The sequence below is a fragment of the Nonomuraea longicatena genome, assembly GCF_039525605.1.
GTDB classification, from domain to species: Bacteria; Actinomycetota; Actinomycetes; order Streptosporangiales; family Streptosporangiaceae; genus Nonomuraea; species Nonomuraea longicatena.
The window spans coordinates 290,935-306,266 of record NZ_BAAAHQ010000015.1 but is presented as its reverse complement, the minus strand read 5'-3'; the positions used below and the strand labels follow the sequence as shown (position 1 = coordinate 306,266).

General features: G+C 73.7%; 11 protein-coding genes. 3 read left to right on the top strand and 8 right to left on the bottom strand.

The genetic code is table 11. From position 1 onward, the window contains the following. Positions 1-29 precede the first annotated feature (29 nt). The 4 genes from ABD120_RS16975 to ABD120_RS16960 form a co-directional block, all read right to left on the bottom strand. Positions 30-1,262 (bottom strand): cytochrome P450, encoded by a 1,233-nt coding sequence (locus ABD120_RS16975; protein ID WP_343950864.1) that lies wholly within the window; start codon positions 1,260-1,262, stop codon positions 30-32. An 11-nt stretch (positions 1,263-1,273) separates the two neighbouring features. Further along, positions 1,274-2,680, bottom strand: coding sequence for an NAD(P)/FAD-dependent oxidoreductase (locus ABD120_RS16970; protein ID WP_343950863.1), 1,407 nt, complete (start codon positions 2,678-2,680; stop codon positions 1,274-1,276). After that, positions 2,637-2,900, bottom strand: coding sequence for a ferredoxin (locus ABD120_RS16965; RefSeq protein WP_343950862.1), 264 nt, complete (start codon positions 2,898-2,900; stop codon positions 2,637-2,639). Before ABD120_RS16965 ends, ABD120_RS16970 begins: the two co-directional genes overlap by 44 nt. 115 nt (positions 2,901-3,015) lie before the next feature. Then, positions 3,016-3,171 carry a hypothetical protein gene (locus ABD120_RS16960; protein WP_343950861.1) on the bottom strand — a complete coding sequence of 52 codons (156 nt, stop codon included), beginning with the start codon at positions 3,169-3,171 and terminating at the stop codon, positions 3,016-3,018. Positions 3,172-3,330: 159 nt separating this feature from the next. Between ABD120_RS16960 and ABD120_RS16955 the strand changes: the two genes are divergently transcribed. Continuing rightward, positions 3,331-6,483: a S8 family serine peptidase gene (locus ABD120_RS16955; RefSeq protein ID WP_343950860.1), complete on the top strand. Its 3,153-nt coding sequence runs from the start codon at positions 3,331-3,333 to the stop codon at positions 6,481-6,483. Positions 6,484-6,584: 101 nt separating this feature from the next. Here the strand turns inward: ABD120_RS16955 and ABD120_RS16950 are convergent, their stop codons facing one another. After that, positions 6,585-8,708, bottom strand: coding sequence for an ATP-binding protein (locus ABD120_RS16950; protein WP_343950859.1), 2,124 nt, complete (start codon positions 8,706-8,708; stop codon positions 6,585-6,587). A 268-nt stretch (positions 8,709-8,976) separates the two neighbouring features. Here ABD120_RS16950 and ABD120_RS16945 point away from each other — a divergent pair, with 268 nt between their 5' ends. Next, positions 8,977-9,843, top strand: coding sequence for an alpha/beta fold hydrolase (locus ABD120_RS16945; RefSeq protein WP_343950858.1), 867 nt, complete (start codon positions 8,977-8,979; stop codon positions 9,841-9,843). A 53-nt stretch (positions 9,844-9,896) separates the two neighbouring features. Then, positions 9,897-10,271: a thiol-disulfide oxidoreductase DCC family protein gene (locus ABD120_RS16940; protein ID WP_343950857.1), complete on the top strand. Its 375-nt coding sequence runs from the start codon at positions 9,897-9,899 to the stop codon at positions 10,269-10,271. On the opposite strand, the gene ABD120_RS16935 is transcribed toward ABD120_RS16940, so the two are convergent. The 3 genes from ABD120_RS16935 to ABD120_RS16925 form a co-directional block, all read right to left on the bottom strand. After that, positions 10,188-11,018, bottom strand: coding sequence for a hypothetical protein (locus tag ABD120_RS16935; RefSeq protein ID WP_343950856.1), 831 nt, complete (start codon positions 11,016-11,018; stop codon positions 10,188-10,190). The two genes, ABD120_RS16940 and ABD120_RS16935, sit on opposite strands and share 84 nt — an antisense overlap. After that, on the bottom strand, positions 11,015-11,425 hold the full coding sequence (locus tag ABD120_RS16930; protein ID WP_343950855.1) for a hypothetical protein: 411 nt from the start codon (positions 11,423-11,425) through the stop codon (positions 11,015-11,017). Before ABD120_RS16930 ends, ABD120_RS16935 begins: the two co-directional genes overlap by 4 nt. Positions 11,426-13,222: 1,797 nt before the next feature. Further along, positions 13,223-15,331 carry a tetratricopeptide repeat protein gene (locus tag ABD120_RS16925; protein ID WP_343950854.1) on the bottom strand — a complete coding sequence of 703 codons (2,109 nt, stop codon included), beginning with the start codon at positions 15,329-15,331 and terminating at the stop codon, positions 13,223-13,225. Position 15,332: the final 1 nt, after the last annotated feature.

Genomic DNA, 15,332 nt, shown 5'->3' with positions numbered 1-15,332 from the left:
GTGAGGCCCCGAGTGGTCACCCGGCCGGGTCAGTCCATGAGGTCGGCGAAGGTCACCGGCAGATGGCGGGGGCCGCGCAGGACCGGGTTGGTCCGGTACGGCGGCGGGTCGGTCACGAGTTGCGGGTCGCCGAGCCGCCGGGCCAGCTCCGTCAGCGCGAGCTGCGCCTCCAGCCGGGCCAGCGGCGCCCCGAAGCAGTAGTGGATACCGCTGCCGAAGCCGAGGTGCTGGTTGTCGCGGCGCTCCGGGTCGAACACGTCGGGCCGCTGGAAACGCTCCGGGTCGCGGTTGCCGGCCGCCAGGAACAGCCAGATGGGCGCGCCCTTGGGGATCACGGTGCCCGCGACCTCGATGTCGTCCAGGCAGGTGCGCGAGGGCACGAACTGCACCGGCGGCTCGAACCTCAGCAGTTCCTCCACGAGCGGCACGACCAGTCCGGGCTCCTCGCGCAGCCGCTTGAGCTGGACGGGGTTGCGCAGCAGGGTGAGCATGCCGTTGGCGATCAGGTTGACGGTCGTCTCGTGGCCCGCGATGAGCAGCAGCACCCCGGTGACGACCAGGTCGATCGCCGGCAGCCGCCCGTCCGGCCCGGTGTCGGTGACCAGGGCGGAGAACATGTCGTCGCCGGGGGCGCGGCGGTGCTCCTCGATGAGGTCGTTCAGGTACGAGCCCAGTTCCATGCGCGCGGCCTGGGCGACACGGATGCGCTCTTCGGGGTCCTCGCCGGGTTTGATGTCGAGGCCGGCGACGATGGCCTGGGCCCAGCGGTGGAAGCGCGGCTCGTCCTCGTGCGGCACGCCGAGCACCTTGCAGATCACCGTGACGGGGAACGGATAGGCGAGGTCGTCGACGATGTCCACGTGGCCGTTGCCGGGGAAGCGGTCGATCAGCCCGGTGACGATCCGGGAGAGTTCGCCGCGCATGTCGTGGATGCGGCGGGGGCTGTGCGGCGGGCCGAAGGGCCGGTTCACCATGCGGCGCAGCCGGTCGTGCTCGGGCGGGTCGAGGCGGATGAAGCTGGGCGGCAGGCGGTCGTCCTCCTGCGGCAGCGGCGGGCCGCCCGCGCGGGGGTCGCGGTTGCGGGCGTCGGAGCTGATCCTCGGGTCGTGCAGCAGGCGCTGCACCTCCCAGTAGGTGCCGACGGCGTAGACGCCGTCCTGCTGCCTGGCCACCGGGGTGCGGCGCAGTTCGGCGTACAGCGGGTAGGGGTCGGCGCGGTTGCCGTAGTCGAGGATCTGCCGGACCAGGGTGTCGGAGCTCATGGCGGTGTCCTTCAGGGGCGGGCCGGGGTGAACGTGACGCGGCGCTCGTTGGGCGCGTACCCGCTCACGGTGACGGTGGGCCCGTGGCTGGGCAGCGACGGGTCGGGGAAGTCGGCGGGCACGGGACGCCGGCCGTCCGGGGGCCGGTCCACGGTGGCGAACTCGGGCGGGAAGGGCGCCGCAGACTCGATGAGCCCCTGGTAGAACTCCAGCCACCGGCCCTGGTCGAAGCCGACGGCGGCGATGACGCGCCCCTGGAAGCCGTAGACCGCCACGAAGCGGTGCTCGGACAGCGCGCCCTGGGTGACGACGAGTTCCTCGCCCATCGGCGGGACACCGACGGATTTGATGTTGACGCCGAACTGCGCCGACCAGAACGCGGGCACCCACAGGTGGGGGCGGCGCCGGGGGCCGGGGCTGACCATGTTGTGAGCGGCGATCTCGGCCTGCTCGACGGCGTTGCCCCAGTGCTCCAGCGACAGGAACCGGTAGCCGAACAGCGGATGCGGGGCGCGGGCGACGTCTCCGGCGACGAAGATGTCCTCGGTGACCAGGCCGTTGACGTCGAAGGCGCGGCAGCCCGCGTCACAGGCGACGCCACGCGGCCCGGCGGCGAGGCCGGAGCCGGCGAGCCATTCGGTGTTGCGGAGCGCGCCGAGCGCGATCACCGCGACGTCGGCGTCGACGGTGCCGCCGTCGGACAGATGGGCACGCCGCAACCGGCCCGCCTGGTCGCCTTCGAGCGCGGTCAGGGTGAGCCCGCCGCGCAGGTCGACGCCGTGGGCGCGCTGGAGTTCGGCCGCGACGCCGCCGATCACGCCGCCGAGCGCCCCGACGAGCGGAGCGGGTCCGCGTTCGACGACGGTGACCTCCAGCCCGCGCTCGCGGCAGGCGGAGGCGATCTCGGAGCCGGTGAACCCGGCGCCGACGACCAGCACGCGGCGCGGCCCGGCGTTCAGCTTGCGGCTCAGCCCGGCGGCGTCGCCGCTGGTACGGAGCACGAAGACCCCGTCGAGTTCGGCCTCGACCTCCTTGGCCCACGGCCGGGCCCGGGTGCCGGTGGCGATCAGGAGGCGGTCGAAGGGCACCTCCTCGCCGTCGGCGAGGCGGACCTTCCTGCCTTCCAGGTCCAGTCCGGTGGCGGGGGTGCCGAGCCGCCATTCGGCGTCCACGGCGCAGCGCCACGGCAGCGCGGTGGAGTCCGGCGGCACCCGGCCGATCAGGACCTGCTTGGACAGCGGCGGCCGGTCGTAGGCTTCCTGCGGCTCGTCGCCGATCATGGTGATGGTGCCGGTGAAGCCCTCCTGCCGCAGCTTCTCCGCCGCCCGCAGCCCGGCCAGCGAGGCTCCGACGACGACGATGCGCCCGATGTCGTCACCGGCCATGCCCGCCACCGTGCCCGCCACCCTGCCCGCCACCCTGCCCGCCACCCTGCCCGCCGGCCTTGCCGACGCCGTCCACCGAGATGGCCTGGACGGGGCAGGCGGCGACCGCGCGCCTGACCTGCTCCCGCTGCGGCTCCTCCACGTTGGGGGCGTACATCAGGGCCTCTTCGCCGTACAGGGTGAACACGTCGGGTGCGAGGAAGGCGCACTGCGCGTACCCCTGGCAGCGGTTGAGATCGACGACCAGCCTCATGACCTGGGCCTGCCCGAATGCCGGGGTGATTCGCGGAGCTTGGCGGTACTTTTGCCCGCTTGCCAGCAAACTCAGGAGGCTGGGGCCTCCCCCGCGAGGGGAGGCCCCAGCGGGGTCAGGCCGCTTCGTACGGGATGATCTCGGCCAGCGCGGAGGCGCCGCCCATGCCGTGGTCGGCGATGTCGAGACGGGCGGCGGGGCCCTGCCGTACGACGTAGTCGAGCACCATCGAGCGGTTGTCGGCCCGCATCCGTTTCAGGGATCCGCGCATCTGCCCTTCTTTCAAACTTTGAATGAAGGGAGCACGGGGTGAATCCGACAGGGAAGGGGCGCCAGAGAGTGATCTTGTGGGCCGGTTGCGTGGTTTACAGCGACTTGCCAGTGTGCGCCGCTTATGGTCAAAGCAATCTGTCAACCATGGGGAGAAAGCTTGAAGTTACGCATCAGCATGCTCGCCACCGCGATGGTGGCCTCGACGACCGCCGGCGTCGCTACCGCCGCCACCGCTAGCGCCGCCCCCGCCGGGGCGTCCCCGGGGACGGTGACCCTGCTGACGGGAGACCGGGTCACCGTCACCGATCAGGGCTACCACGTCGAGCCGGGCGCACAGCGCGAGGTCCGGTTCGAGGTGACGAAGCGCGACGGCGACCTGCACATCGTCCCGTCGGACGCCAGGCCGCTGGTGGCGCAGGGGCTGCTCGACGAGCGGCTGTTCAACGTCACCCAGCTCCTTGAGTGGGGTTACGGCGACGCGCACAAGAAGGAGATCCCGCTGATCACGCAGTCCGCCTCGGGGGAGGCGGCCGTGCTCGGCGGCGCGCGGCAGGCCAGGCAGCTGGCCGGGCTGGGCCTGGCGACGATGAACGTCCCGAAGGCCGAGGCCGCCAGGACCTGGAAGGCCGTCGCGGACGGTGCCCGTACGCGGGCCTCCGGCAAGATCTGGCTCGACGGTAAACGATTCCCCACCCTCGACCGGAGCGTCGCGCAGATCGGCGCCCCGCAGGCGTGGCAGCAGGGCCTGACCGGGGCCGGGGTCACCGTCGCGGTGCTCGACACGGGCTACGACCCCGACCATCCCGACCTCAAGGGCGTGGTCACCCACTCGCGGAACTTCTCCGACGAACCGAACCCGACCGATGAGAACGGCCACGGCACCCATGTGTCAGCGACCGTGGCGGGTGTCGGCGACAAGTACAAGGGCGTCGCGCCCGGCGCGAAACTGGCGGTCGGCAAGCTCGGCAGCTTCGGCTTCACCGACTCCGTGCTCCTGGCGGGCATGCAATGGGCCGCCGTCGACGTCAAGGCCAAGATCATCAGCATGAGCCTGGGCGGGCCGGACACTCCCGACCTCGATCCGGTCGAGCAGGCCGTCAACACGCTCTCGGAGCAGACCGGCACCCTGTTCGTCATCGCGGCGGGCAACAGCGGCTCCCGGCCCGGAACCGTCGACAGTCCCGGCAGCGCGGACGCCGCTCTGACGGTCGGCGCGGTCGACAAGTCCGACAAGATGGCCGTCTTCTCCAGCCGGGGCCCCCGGAAGCACGACCACGCGGTCAAGCCGGACGTCACCGCCCCGGGCGTGGACATCATCGCGGCGGCCGCCAAGGGCACGGCCGACGGCTCGCACGTGGCCATGTCCGGTACCTCCATGGCCACGCCGCACGTCGCCGGGGCCGCCGCCATCCTGGCGCAGAAACACCCCGACTGGACCGGCAAACAGCTCAAGGCCGCCCTCACCGGCAGCGCCGCGCCCCAGCCCGGCACCACCCTCTTCGACCAGGGCGCCGGACGCGTGGACGTGCTCCGCGCCGTGACGCAGCAGGTGGTCGCCACACCCGCCAACCTGCACGCCGCCTTCCCCTACGGCTCGACCGGCGGACGCGTGGCCACCCGCGAGATCGTCTACACCAACGCCGCCGACACCCCCGTCACCCTCGACCTCACCGTCGAAGGCGAGACCCTGCGCGTCTCCGCCCAGCGCGTCGAGATCCCCGCCAAGGGCAGCACCCCGGTCACCGTCACGATCAACACCGAGGGCAAGGCCCCCGGCGACCACCCCGGCACCGTCACCGCGAAGGCGGGCGACCAGATCGTCCGCACCGTCGCCAACGCCTGGGTCGAACCCGAGTCCTACGACGTGCGGTTCACCGCCGTCGACCGGACCGGCGCCCCCGCCGCCATGCTCGGGTACGCCTACACCGCCGACGGCCAGCTGCGCAACCTGGGCTACTGGGAAGGGTCGGGCACCTACCGGCTGCCCGCCGGCGAATGGAACGTCTACCTGGACGTCCAGGGCGCCAGTGAGTACACCACCGCCCACCAGGTGGTGAAGGTCGCAGGGCCCACGGAGGTGAACGTCGACGCCCGCCAGGGCAAGCCGGTGGCGTTCACCGTGGACGAGCCCACCGCCGCGCCCGAGAGGCTCTTCGAGCAGTTCGTGGGCAACGGCTGGTGGAGACTGGGCTGGCTGGCCATCGGGTTGGAACCGAGCGCGTTCTACGCCATCCCCACGAAGCAGACGGGGCTCACCTACATGGCCAGAACCCTCTGGCACAAGCCGGGCGCCACCCCGAGCCCGTACCGCTACGACCTCGTCATCCGGGGAGCCGACGGGATCCCGGAGAACCTCACCTACGCCGCCAGGACCAAGGACCTCGCCAAGGTGACCACCACGCACCGGGGCGCGGGCGTCGCCGCGACCGGTAGGCACTACGTGGCGCACGAGTGGGCGGAGAACGACTGGTCCTTCGGAATCGGCACGCCGAACGTCACGCTGCCCGGCACGTTGATCCAGTACCGGACGCCGGGCCTCACCTGGCAGTCCGCCCTGGGAACCGGCAACGCCTTCACGGAGGACACCGGCAGGCGCCTGGCCGGCGGCCACACCCGCGAGACGTGGAACGCGGCGGTCAGCGGCCCGTCCTTCGCCACCCTCGGCGGCGAGCGCGACGGCGACAAGCTGGCCTTCAGCGCCGCCCGCCTGTTCAGCGACGCCGCCAGGGGCCGGACCGGCATGGACGCCGACGCCTCCGGCAGCGTCACCCTCGCCAAGGACGGCCAGGTCGTCGCCAAGACCGACTACACGGGGTGCTACGTGTTCGACCCGCGCGGATGCGGGGTGGAGGCGACCCTGCCCGCCGAGGCTGCGACGTACACGCTGACCGCGACCGGCACCCGCCAGGTGCCGCACTCCACGCTGTCAACCTCGGTGGAGGCGGCGTGGACGTTCCGCTCGGCGCGTACCGCCTCGGCGCAGGCGCTGCCGCTGACCGCCGTCCGGTTCGCGCCGCACGGGCTCGACGACCACAACCGCGCCAAACCCGGATCCACCACCACGATCCCGATCTGGACCGAGCGCAACCCCGGCGCCACCAAAGCACAGGTGAAGAGCCTGCGCCTGGAGATGTCGGCCGACGACGGCGCCACCTGGACCACCGTCCCGGTCAAGGCCGCCGGCCCGCACTGGGCCGCGCGGATCGCCAACCCGGCCGCCGCCGGATTCGTGTCGCTGCGCGCGAGCGCGACCGACGGCAACGGCGACACGGTCACCCAGACCGTCCGCCGCGCCTACGCGATCGGCTAGTCGCTCCCTGACTGACGAAGGGCGGCCCGTTCACCGGAGCGGGCCGCCCTTCCCCGTGTCCGCCACAGCGTCCGGGCCTCGCTCGGCCGCAGCGAGCCCGCTCAGGGTGCGCACATGCGGAGCCACCGGCGTACCGGGCCCAGGGTCACCAGGCCGCTGCCCGCCCCCGCGACCTCGTGCGCCGCGGGCAGCAACCGGGCGTGGAGCAGCCGTGACCGCTCCCGGTCGCCCAGTTCGGCGGCCACCGCCACCTCAAGGCAGCACAACACCTCGTACAGCAGGTCGGCGGGCGGTTCCGGCAGGGCGTGCAACGCCGCACGGGCCTGCGCGCGGCGCCCGTCGCGCAACAGCGCGAACGGCTCCGCCCACAGCCGGTACGGTCCCCACCCCGCCCCGGCGTCACCGACCGTCGCGAGCACCGGCCCGAGCCCGCCCGCCGGGCCGGGCAGGCGGGCCAGGCGCAGGCACAGCAGTGCCAGTGGCAGGAAGCCGTGGGTCACGCCGGGCATTCCCGCGCCCGCCAGCCGGTCGGCGAGCGCGCGGTAGGCGGCCTCCGCCTCGGCGATCCGCCCTGCGGCGGCCAGCCGGAGGGCCCGGTAGCCGCCGGTGAAAACCCGGGCCAGCGGCCGATCGTCGCGGGCGGCCAGCCGGTCGGCGGCGGCGGCGTGGACGTCGGCCGTCCCGAGGTCGCCGAGCGCCCCGAGCGCCTGCGTGCGGATCAGGTGACCGAGCAGTTCGAAGGTGGCAAGGCCGTGCCGTTCGGACAGTTCCACCAGTTCGGCGCCCACGGCGTCCCGCCGGTCGGCGAGACCGGCCCGCGTGCAGGACTGCATGAAGACCCCGTTGAGCCCGAACGCCAGCCGCGCCGGGTCGAGCGGCTGGCGGGCGATCTCCTCCGCCTCGCGCGCGGCCTGCGGGCCGCGCGGCGACCGGGTTCCGCGCGACTCGACGGCGATGGTCGCCAGCAGGCGGCAGCGCAGCGGCTCGCGGCCCTCCGTCAGGGCGGCCAGCGTCCGCTCGGCGGCGGCCACGATCCGGTGTGCCTGTTCGGGGTCGTCGGCGCGGGTCCAGATCGCGGGTACGTCGTAGGCGCCGATCACCCTGGCGGTCAGCTCCGGATCGCCGAGTTCCTCCGCCGCGACCACGGCCTGCAGCCGGTGCTCCCGCGCCGAGGTCAGCCCGCCGCCGCCGGTGACGGCGAGGTCGCGCAGCAGGCCCACCGCGGACCGCAGCCGGGCGCCCGGCTCCACCGTGCGCTCGAAGTCGGAGGCCGCCCGCGCCCACAACCGGTCGGCCGCCGTCCCCTCTCCGCCGCTCCCCCCGGCTTCGGCGCCCGTGTCCTCGTCGCCGCTCCCCCTGCTTCGGGCGGCCGTGTCCTCCGGCCGCAGATCCAGGCCCGGTTTCCGGCGCGCGTCGAGCTCGTCGTGGTCGAGGTACCGGTCCGTCTTCTCCGGCCGCGGGTCCAGGCCCGGGTCCTGGTTGAGGATGGCGGTCTCCAGGCGGCGCAGGCCGGGGCCGGGGTCCACGCCGAACTGGCCGGCCAGCATCGTGCGGGCCCGCCGCAGCACCGCGAGCGCGTCGGACTGCCGGCCCGTACGGTACAACGCCAGGGCCAGCAGCCTCCAGGCGTCCTCACGCCAGGGGTGTTCGGCGACGTGCGCGTCCAGGTCCGGCACCGCCTCCCTGGCCAGCCCGAGCGCCAGCCGGGCCTCGGCCACCTGCTCGGCCGCCGACAGCCGGAGTTCGGCCAGCCGCCGCCGTTCGCCCAGGGCCCAGTGCTCGTCGGCGTGCTCGGCGTAGGCGGGCCCGCGCCACAGCGCCGCCGCCTCCTCCAGCGCGGTCAGCGCCCGCTCGGGAGGCAGTCCGGCGGCGGCACGGACGACGGCCTCGAACCGCCAGGCGTCGACGGCGTCCGGCGCCGCCCGCAGCGCGTACCCGGGCCCCTCGGTGACCAGCAGCCGCGCGGGCGTCCTCGGCGGACGGTCCGGCTCCAGCACCCGGCGCAGCGCCGCCACGAAGGTCTGCACCGCGCCCACCGCGCCAGGACCGGGGTCCTCCCACAGATCCTCGACCAGACGGGCGACGGGCACCACCCGGCGGCGGGCGACGATCAGCCGGGCCAGGACCGCCCGATGCCTCGGGCCCTTCAGCGCGAGCGCGCCACCGTGCGCGTCCCAGGCCGCCACCGGTCCCAGCACGCCGAAGGCGACCCGCTCCCCGTCCATCTCGACCGCCACGCTACCGCTGACGGATGCCGATCCGGCGCCGACACAGCCGCAGGGACCTTCCTCGCGCTGCGCCGGGACGAGAGTCGCTGACCCGATGCCGTTTCACCGCCGGCACAGTCGCGGGGCCTCCCACTCCCGGACGAAGTCGCTGACCGGATGCCGTTTCACCGCCGACACAGCCGCGGGGGCCTCCACGCCCGGACGAGGGTTGCTGACCGGATGCTGATTCGGCGCTGGCACAGTCGGGGCGTCCCACGAGAAAGGCATGCGCATGATCCCCGGTTTCGGCTACGAACGCGTCCAGGTCGCCGACGGCGTCGCCCTCAACGTCGCCGTCGGCGGCACGGGCCGCCCGCTCGTCCTGCTGCACGGTTTCCCCCAGTCGCACCTGATGTGGCGGCACGTGGCCGCCGATCTCGCCGCCGACCACACCGTCATCTGCCCCGACCTGCGCGGATACGGCGCCAGCGACAAACCGGAGGCCGGTCATCCGGGTGTGTACGCCAAACGCGCCATGGCCGCCGACGTCGTCGCCCTCGCCGGGGCGCTCGGCCACGAGCGGTTCGCGCTGGCCGGTCACGACAGAGGCGCCCTGGTCGCCTTCCGCGCCGGGCTCGACCATCCGGCCGCCGTCACCCACCTGGCCTGCCTCGACGTGCTGCCGACGCTGGACATGTGGGAGGTGCTGAGCGGCACGTCGGCGGCCGTGGGCTTCCACCTGTACCTGATGGCGCAGCCGCCCGGCCTGCCCGAGCGGCTGATCTCGGCCGCCCCGGACGCGTTCTTCGGCCATTTCCTGTCCACGTGGGCGCGGCGTCCCGAGGCGGTGCCCGCCGCCGCCTACCTGGAGGCCTGCCGGGAGGCGGTGCCGTCGATCGTGGCCGACTACCGCGCCTCGGCGACGATCGACGTCGAGCACGACCAGGTGGACCGGGCCGCCGGTCGGCGGCTGGGGATGCCGGTGACCGTACTGCAGCAGGACTGGGGGGCGGCGCTCGGCTTCGACGCGCGGGCCCGCTGGCAGGCGTGGACCGCCGACCTGGTCCACACGACGGTGGACTGCGGCCATTTCATGGCGGAGGAGGACCCCGAGACGGTCACGGCGGCCCTCCGGGCGTTGCTGCGCCGCTGACCCGGACGCCGCTGACCGGACACCGCTGTCCGGACACCGTAGGCTCGTCACCTATGAGACCCGTACTCGTCTTCGACGGAGATTGTGGATTCTGTACGGTGTGCGTCGGTTTCGTACGGCGGAACCTGCGCACCCGGGCCCGGATCACCTCCTGGCAGTCCGCCGACCTCGCCGCCCTCGGAGTGACCCGCGAGCGGGCCGAGTACGAGCTGCTGTGGATCTCCGAGGGCGGCGTGCACGGCGGCGCCCAGGCGGTGGCGCGGCTGCTGATCGACGCCGGGCTGCCGTGGAGCCCGCTGGGGCTGGTCATGCGCCTGCCGCCGGTGCGCTGGCTCGCGCACGGGCTATACCGGCTGGTCGCGAACAACCGCGCCCGTCTGCCCGGTGGCACGGCCGCGTGCGCGCTTCCCAAGACGTTCGAGCGGTAGGAACGCGGCCACGCAGATCACGTGGGGCAGGAAGTGGATGGTGATCAGCGACCAGGTCACCAGGTGGAAGACGAGCATGGCCGCCACGCACGCGTACAGCGCCCGCCCCCGCACGAACAACGCGATGGGCGAGGCCGCCTCGAACAGCAGGATCGCCCACTGCCCGATGAGCAGCAGCCCCGGGACGCCCGCGACGAAGTGGCCGAAGAACGTGCCGCGCCGGGTGACCGCCCACTGGAAGGTGGCGCCGTTCGGCCACTCCCACCCGCCGAAGCGGATCTTCGCGTAGGCGGACAGGAAGTAGGTGGCCACCACGGCGACCTGCACGCAGCGCACCGCCCACCCGGCCGCCTGCTCCCCTGCCCTGCTCACGCTGGGGAGCACGAACAGGGTGACGATCAGGGCGAGATGGTCGTGATCCACCTTGCCGTACGACATGGCCAGCATCGCCCACTGCAGGTAGCCGAAGGCGGCCACGTACCCCGCCAGGCGCGGCAGCCGTCCGCTCGCCGCGACCAGCCCCGCGCAGACGACCACCGCGAACAGGATGTACACCAGCGGCTGAGCGGCCCCGGGCAGGTGCAGCAGCCGGGCCAGGAGCACCGGCTGGTAGACGGACGTCGTCTGCGTGTGGCCCCAGACGCCGCCGGTGAACAGCAGCATGTCCACCGGCAGGAACAGGTAGACGACGACGCGCAGGACGGCGATCCGCCGTACCGGGACCGGGGAGAACCACCAGCGGCTCACCGCACCGACCATGACACCCTCACGACGTCGCGGGTGGAGGCGGGGCGCCGGTCCTTCAGGCTGATCACCTTGGTGATGACGTACAGCTTCGTCAGGCGCGGCGCCTGCGGCTGCAGCCGTGAGTACGCCTTGGCCAGTTCCTGGAGCAACGACGGATCGCCGACGTAGCGGGTCAGCTGACCCTCAAGCTCGGCGCGGCGGATGCCGACATGGCTCGGCTCGATGGGAATCTCGACGCGGGTGCCCGCCGCCGTCTCGGCCGCCATGAACAGCGACCGGATCTCTCCGTCCGGCGGGATGCTGAAGGCGTACTGGACCATCGGCCCCAGCGGGAAAAGATCGTCATCGCCCGCGACGGTTCCGTGACCGAGCGCGATGAGTACCGCTCCCGCGGCGGCTAATCGCACGGCTTTGCTCCGCCGTGACAGCGTTTCCCCCATGTGGCGCAAAGCTACCAGAGCTGATCATGGGCGGTCCCGGACTCACGACAACGCCGGTGGCCACCGCCTCCACAGGCTCATAGGATGCGACCCATACTGTTCTGCCGCCGGTTGGAGGGGTGTGGACCACGACCGCTGGACCACCGTCAGGGCCCGCAAGCACGTTCTCGCGGTGGCCAGGAACCTGACGTCGGCTGGGCGGCTCCTCGACGTACTGCCGGTGTTCGGCTCGGACCCCCGCGTCCAGACCGTGTTCACCACCGTGAGCGGATCGGCCTTCGACGACGGCCTGCTGGCCTACCTGGAGGAGATCCAGGCCCGCGTCATCCCGTGGCGGCAGGCCGTCGGCACCCGCTACGACCTCGCGCTGTCGGCCTCCGCCAACGGCGACCTCCACCGCCTGGACGCCCCGCTGCTGCTCATGCCGCACGGCGCCGGCCACAACCGGCTGCTCAGGACTGCCGACGGCTACAGCTCCGAGGTCTCCGGCCTGGCGCGCAGCCAGCTCATGCGCGACGGCGCGGTCGTCCCCTCCGCGATCGCCCTGTCGCACCCCGACCAGGTGGACCGGCTGGCCCGCTACTGCCCGGAGGCCGCGCCGCGCGCCGTGGTCACCGGCGACCCCTGCTTCGACCGCATCGTGGCGCACCTGCCCCGCCGCGACCGCTACCGGCGCGCGCTCGACGTCCCGCCCGGCGGCACGCTGGTGCTGGTCAGCTCGACCTGGGGCGAGCACTCGCTGCTCGGCGCGGGCCGCGACCTGCCCGCGCGGCTGTCGAGCGAGCTGCCGCTGGATGAGTTCCGGGTGGCGGTGGTGGCGCACCCGAACGTCTGGAAGAAATACGGGGGCCTGCAGGTACGCCTGTGGCTGGCCGACGCCAGGGCCGCCGGGCTGGCGCTGATCCCGCCCGAGCACGGCTGGCAGGCGGCGCTGATCGCCTCCGACGTGGTGGTCGGCGACCACGGCTCGGTCACCTTCTACGGCGCCGCCCTCGACCGCCCCACCCTGCTGGCCTCCTCCGGCCGCGAGCACGAGGAACTGGACCCGCGCTCGCCGACGGCCGAGCTGAGCCGCAGCCTGCCGAGGCTCGACCGCCGCCGCGACCTGCTCAAGCAGATCGGGCTCGCGGTGACGGCGCACCGTCCGGGCGCCCACGCGGAGACGACCGGCCGCACACTGGCCGGGCTCGGCGCCGCCCAGGAGCGTCTGCGGCGGCTCGCCTACCGGCTCATGGAGCTGCCGAGCCCGCCCGGCCCCGTCGTCCAGATCCCCCTGCCCGAGCCGCGCGCCGAGCGGCAGGAGGTGACGGCGTTCCTGGCGCAGGTGCGGTTCGAGGGCGACGGCCACGCCGTACTACGCCGGTTTCCCGCCGCCGCCCGCACCGGGGCGGCGGAGCCGGACCCTCACCTGGTCGTGGACGAGGAGGATCTCGACCGGCGGCTGCTGGAAAGCGCCTCGGTCGTCATCGGCCGCGACCGCCCGGCGGAGTGGTTGCAGGAGACGCTGCTGCGCTACCCGGGCGCGGCGGCNCCCCCCGCCTCGGTCACCGGCGACGGACTGGTGCGGATGAGCCTGCGCGGCGGCGCCGGGACGCTGCTCGCCCGCGCGCCCGGCGGCGGGCTCGATCCGCGCTGCCTGCCCCCGGTCCTGTACGGCTGGGCCGCCGCGGGCCGCGACCCGGCCGGGCTGCTGTCCGTCGGCATCGGCCCGCGCAGCTTCCCGGTGTCGGTCACCCACCCGGCCGGTTAGGTCGCCGGCCCCGGTCAGGTCAGCCGTTCCCGCAGAAGGTCGGCCTCCGCCTGGTTGCCCGACGCCAGCGCGACCGACAGCGCCTGTTCCAGGCACCGGCGCTCCTGCTCGCGGTCGCCGTCGTCGGCGGCGAGGTCGGCCAGGATGCGCAGGGCCTTGATCTGCTTGGCCGCCACCCGGCGTTCGCGCATGACGGCCAGCCCCTGCCGAGCGCTGGCGGCGGCGTCCGCGCCGCGGCCGAGGTGCCGCAGGGCGACGGCCCGCTCGATCGCGATCTTGCCCTGGCTGAGCTCGTCGTCCCGCTCCTCCATGATCGACATGGCGCGCTGGAAGGCGGCGACGGCCTCCTCGGCGTGACCGGCCCGGGTGTGGGCCAGGCCGAGATGGTAGCTCTGCATGCCGATGCCCCGGCGGCGGCCGATCGCCTCGTGGATCTCCAGCGCCCGCGTGAACCGTTCGGCGGCGGCCTCCGGCCGGTTCTGCGCGAGCTCGGCCTGCCCGAACGACTCCAGCACGATCGCGCGCAGCAGCGGCTCGCCCGCGGCCTCGGCGGCGCCTGCGGCCGCGTCCAGTTCGCGGCCGGCGGTGGGGAAGTCGGCCAGTTCGATGTACGCGCGGGCGAGCTGGTTGCGCATGCGGGCCTCGGCCGCGTGGTAGCCGAGCTCGCGGGCGGACTCGGCGCCGAGCCTGCTGGTCTCCAGCCAGTCGGCGTAGTGCTTGCGCTGGTGGTAGAGCGCCCACAGGGCCTCGGCGCACTGCCAGACGAACTCGTGCCAGCCCGCGCTCGCGGCTAGGCGCAGCAGGGCGAGCAGGTTGCCGCGTTCGGCTTCGAGCCAGTCGAGGGCCTCGCCGGAGGAGCCGAACGGCTCGGCCGGTGCGGGGGGTTCGGGTGCCAGCCGTACGCGGTCGCCCATGATCGCGCGGTCGGCGGCGGAGACGGCGCCGAGGTACCAGGACGCCGCCGCGCGCAGCGCCGCCTCCTGGTCGGCGACCGGCTCCTCCCGTTCGGCGCAGCGGGCCGCGTGCAGTCTGACCAGGTCGTGCAGGCGGAATCGGTCGGGCAGTGGCTCCTCCACCAGATGGGCTTCGAGCAGCGTCTCCAGGTACGGCTCGGCCTCGCGGCCGAGCACGGCCTGCGCGAGCCCGGCGGAGAACGTGGTCAGCGGCAGCAGCCCGAGCAGCCGGTACAGGCGGGCGGGCACGGACGGCAGCCCCCGGTAGGCCGTCTCGAAGACCGCCTCGACCGACAGGTCGCCCTCTGCGCTGAGCCGTTCGAGGCGGCGCCTGCCGTCGGCGAGTTCCGCGACGAGCTTGCTCACGAGTCTGCTCGGCCGCTGGATGAGCCGGGCCCCGGCCACCCGCAGCGCGATCGGCAGTCCCGCGCACAGCCGGGCGAGTTCCGCCCCGGCGGCGGGCTCGGCCGCGATGCGGTCGGCGCCGACCAGGTTCGACAGCAGGTGGAGGCTCTCGTCGAGGGTGAGCGGGGTCAGCGGGATCGAGCGTGCGCCGTCCACGACGAGCCCGCCGAGGCGGCGCTGGCTGGTGACCACCACCGCGCTGGTCGCCGACGGCGGCAGCAGCGGCACGACCTCCGCCGCGTGGTGGGCGTCGTCGACGAGCACGAGCAGCCGCCGCCCCGCGGTCCTGGACCGGAACAGGGCCGCCCGTTCGGCGAGCCCGGCCGGGATCCATTCCTCGCGGACGCCGAGGGAGCGCAGGAAGCCGCCGAGGACGTCGCCGACCTCGACGCCGCCGCCGTGGCGGTAGCCCTCCAGGTCGGCGTACAGCTGCCCGTCGGTGAAGCGGTCGCTGACCCCGTGGGCCCAGCGGCGGCTGATCGCGCTCTTGCCGACGCCGCCGAGGCCGCTCACCACCACGGTCAGCGGGACGCCCGCGCCGCCGTCGGTGTTCAGCAGGTCGGCGTTCAGCAGGTCGTCGAGGGCGGCGAGTTCGACGGCCCGGTTGACGAAACCGCGCGGAGGCGGCGGAAGCTGCCGGGGAATCTCGACGGGCGGGCCGGAGGGGGTGTGGAAGACCACGCTGCCGATCTGCCCCGCCTGCACCACGGGTCCGCCCACGTGGCCGGACACCTCGTTGCGCACCTCGCCGCCGTGCTCGGTCATC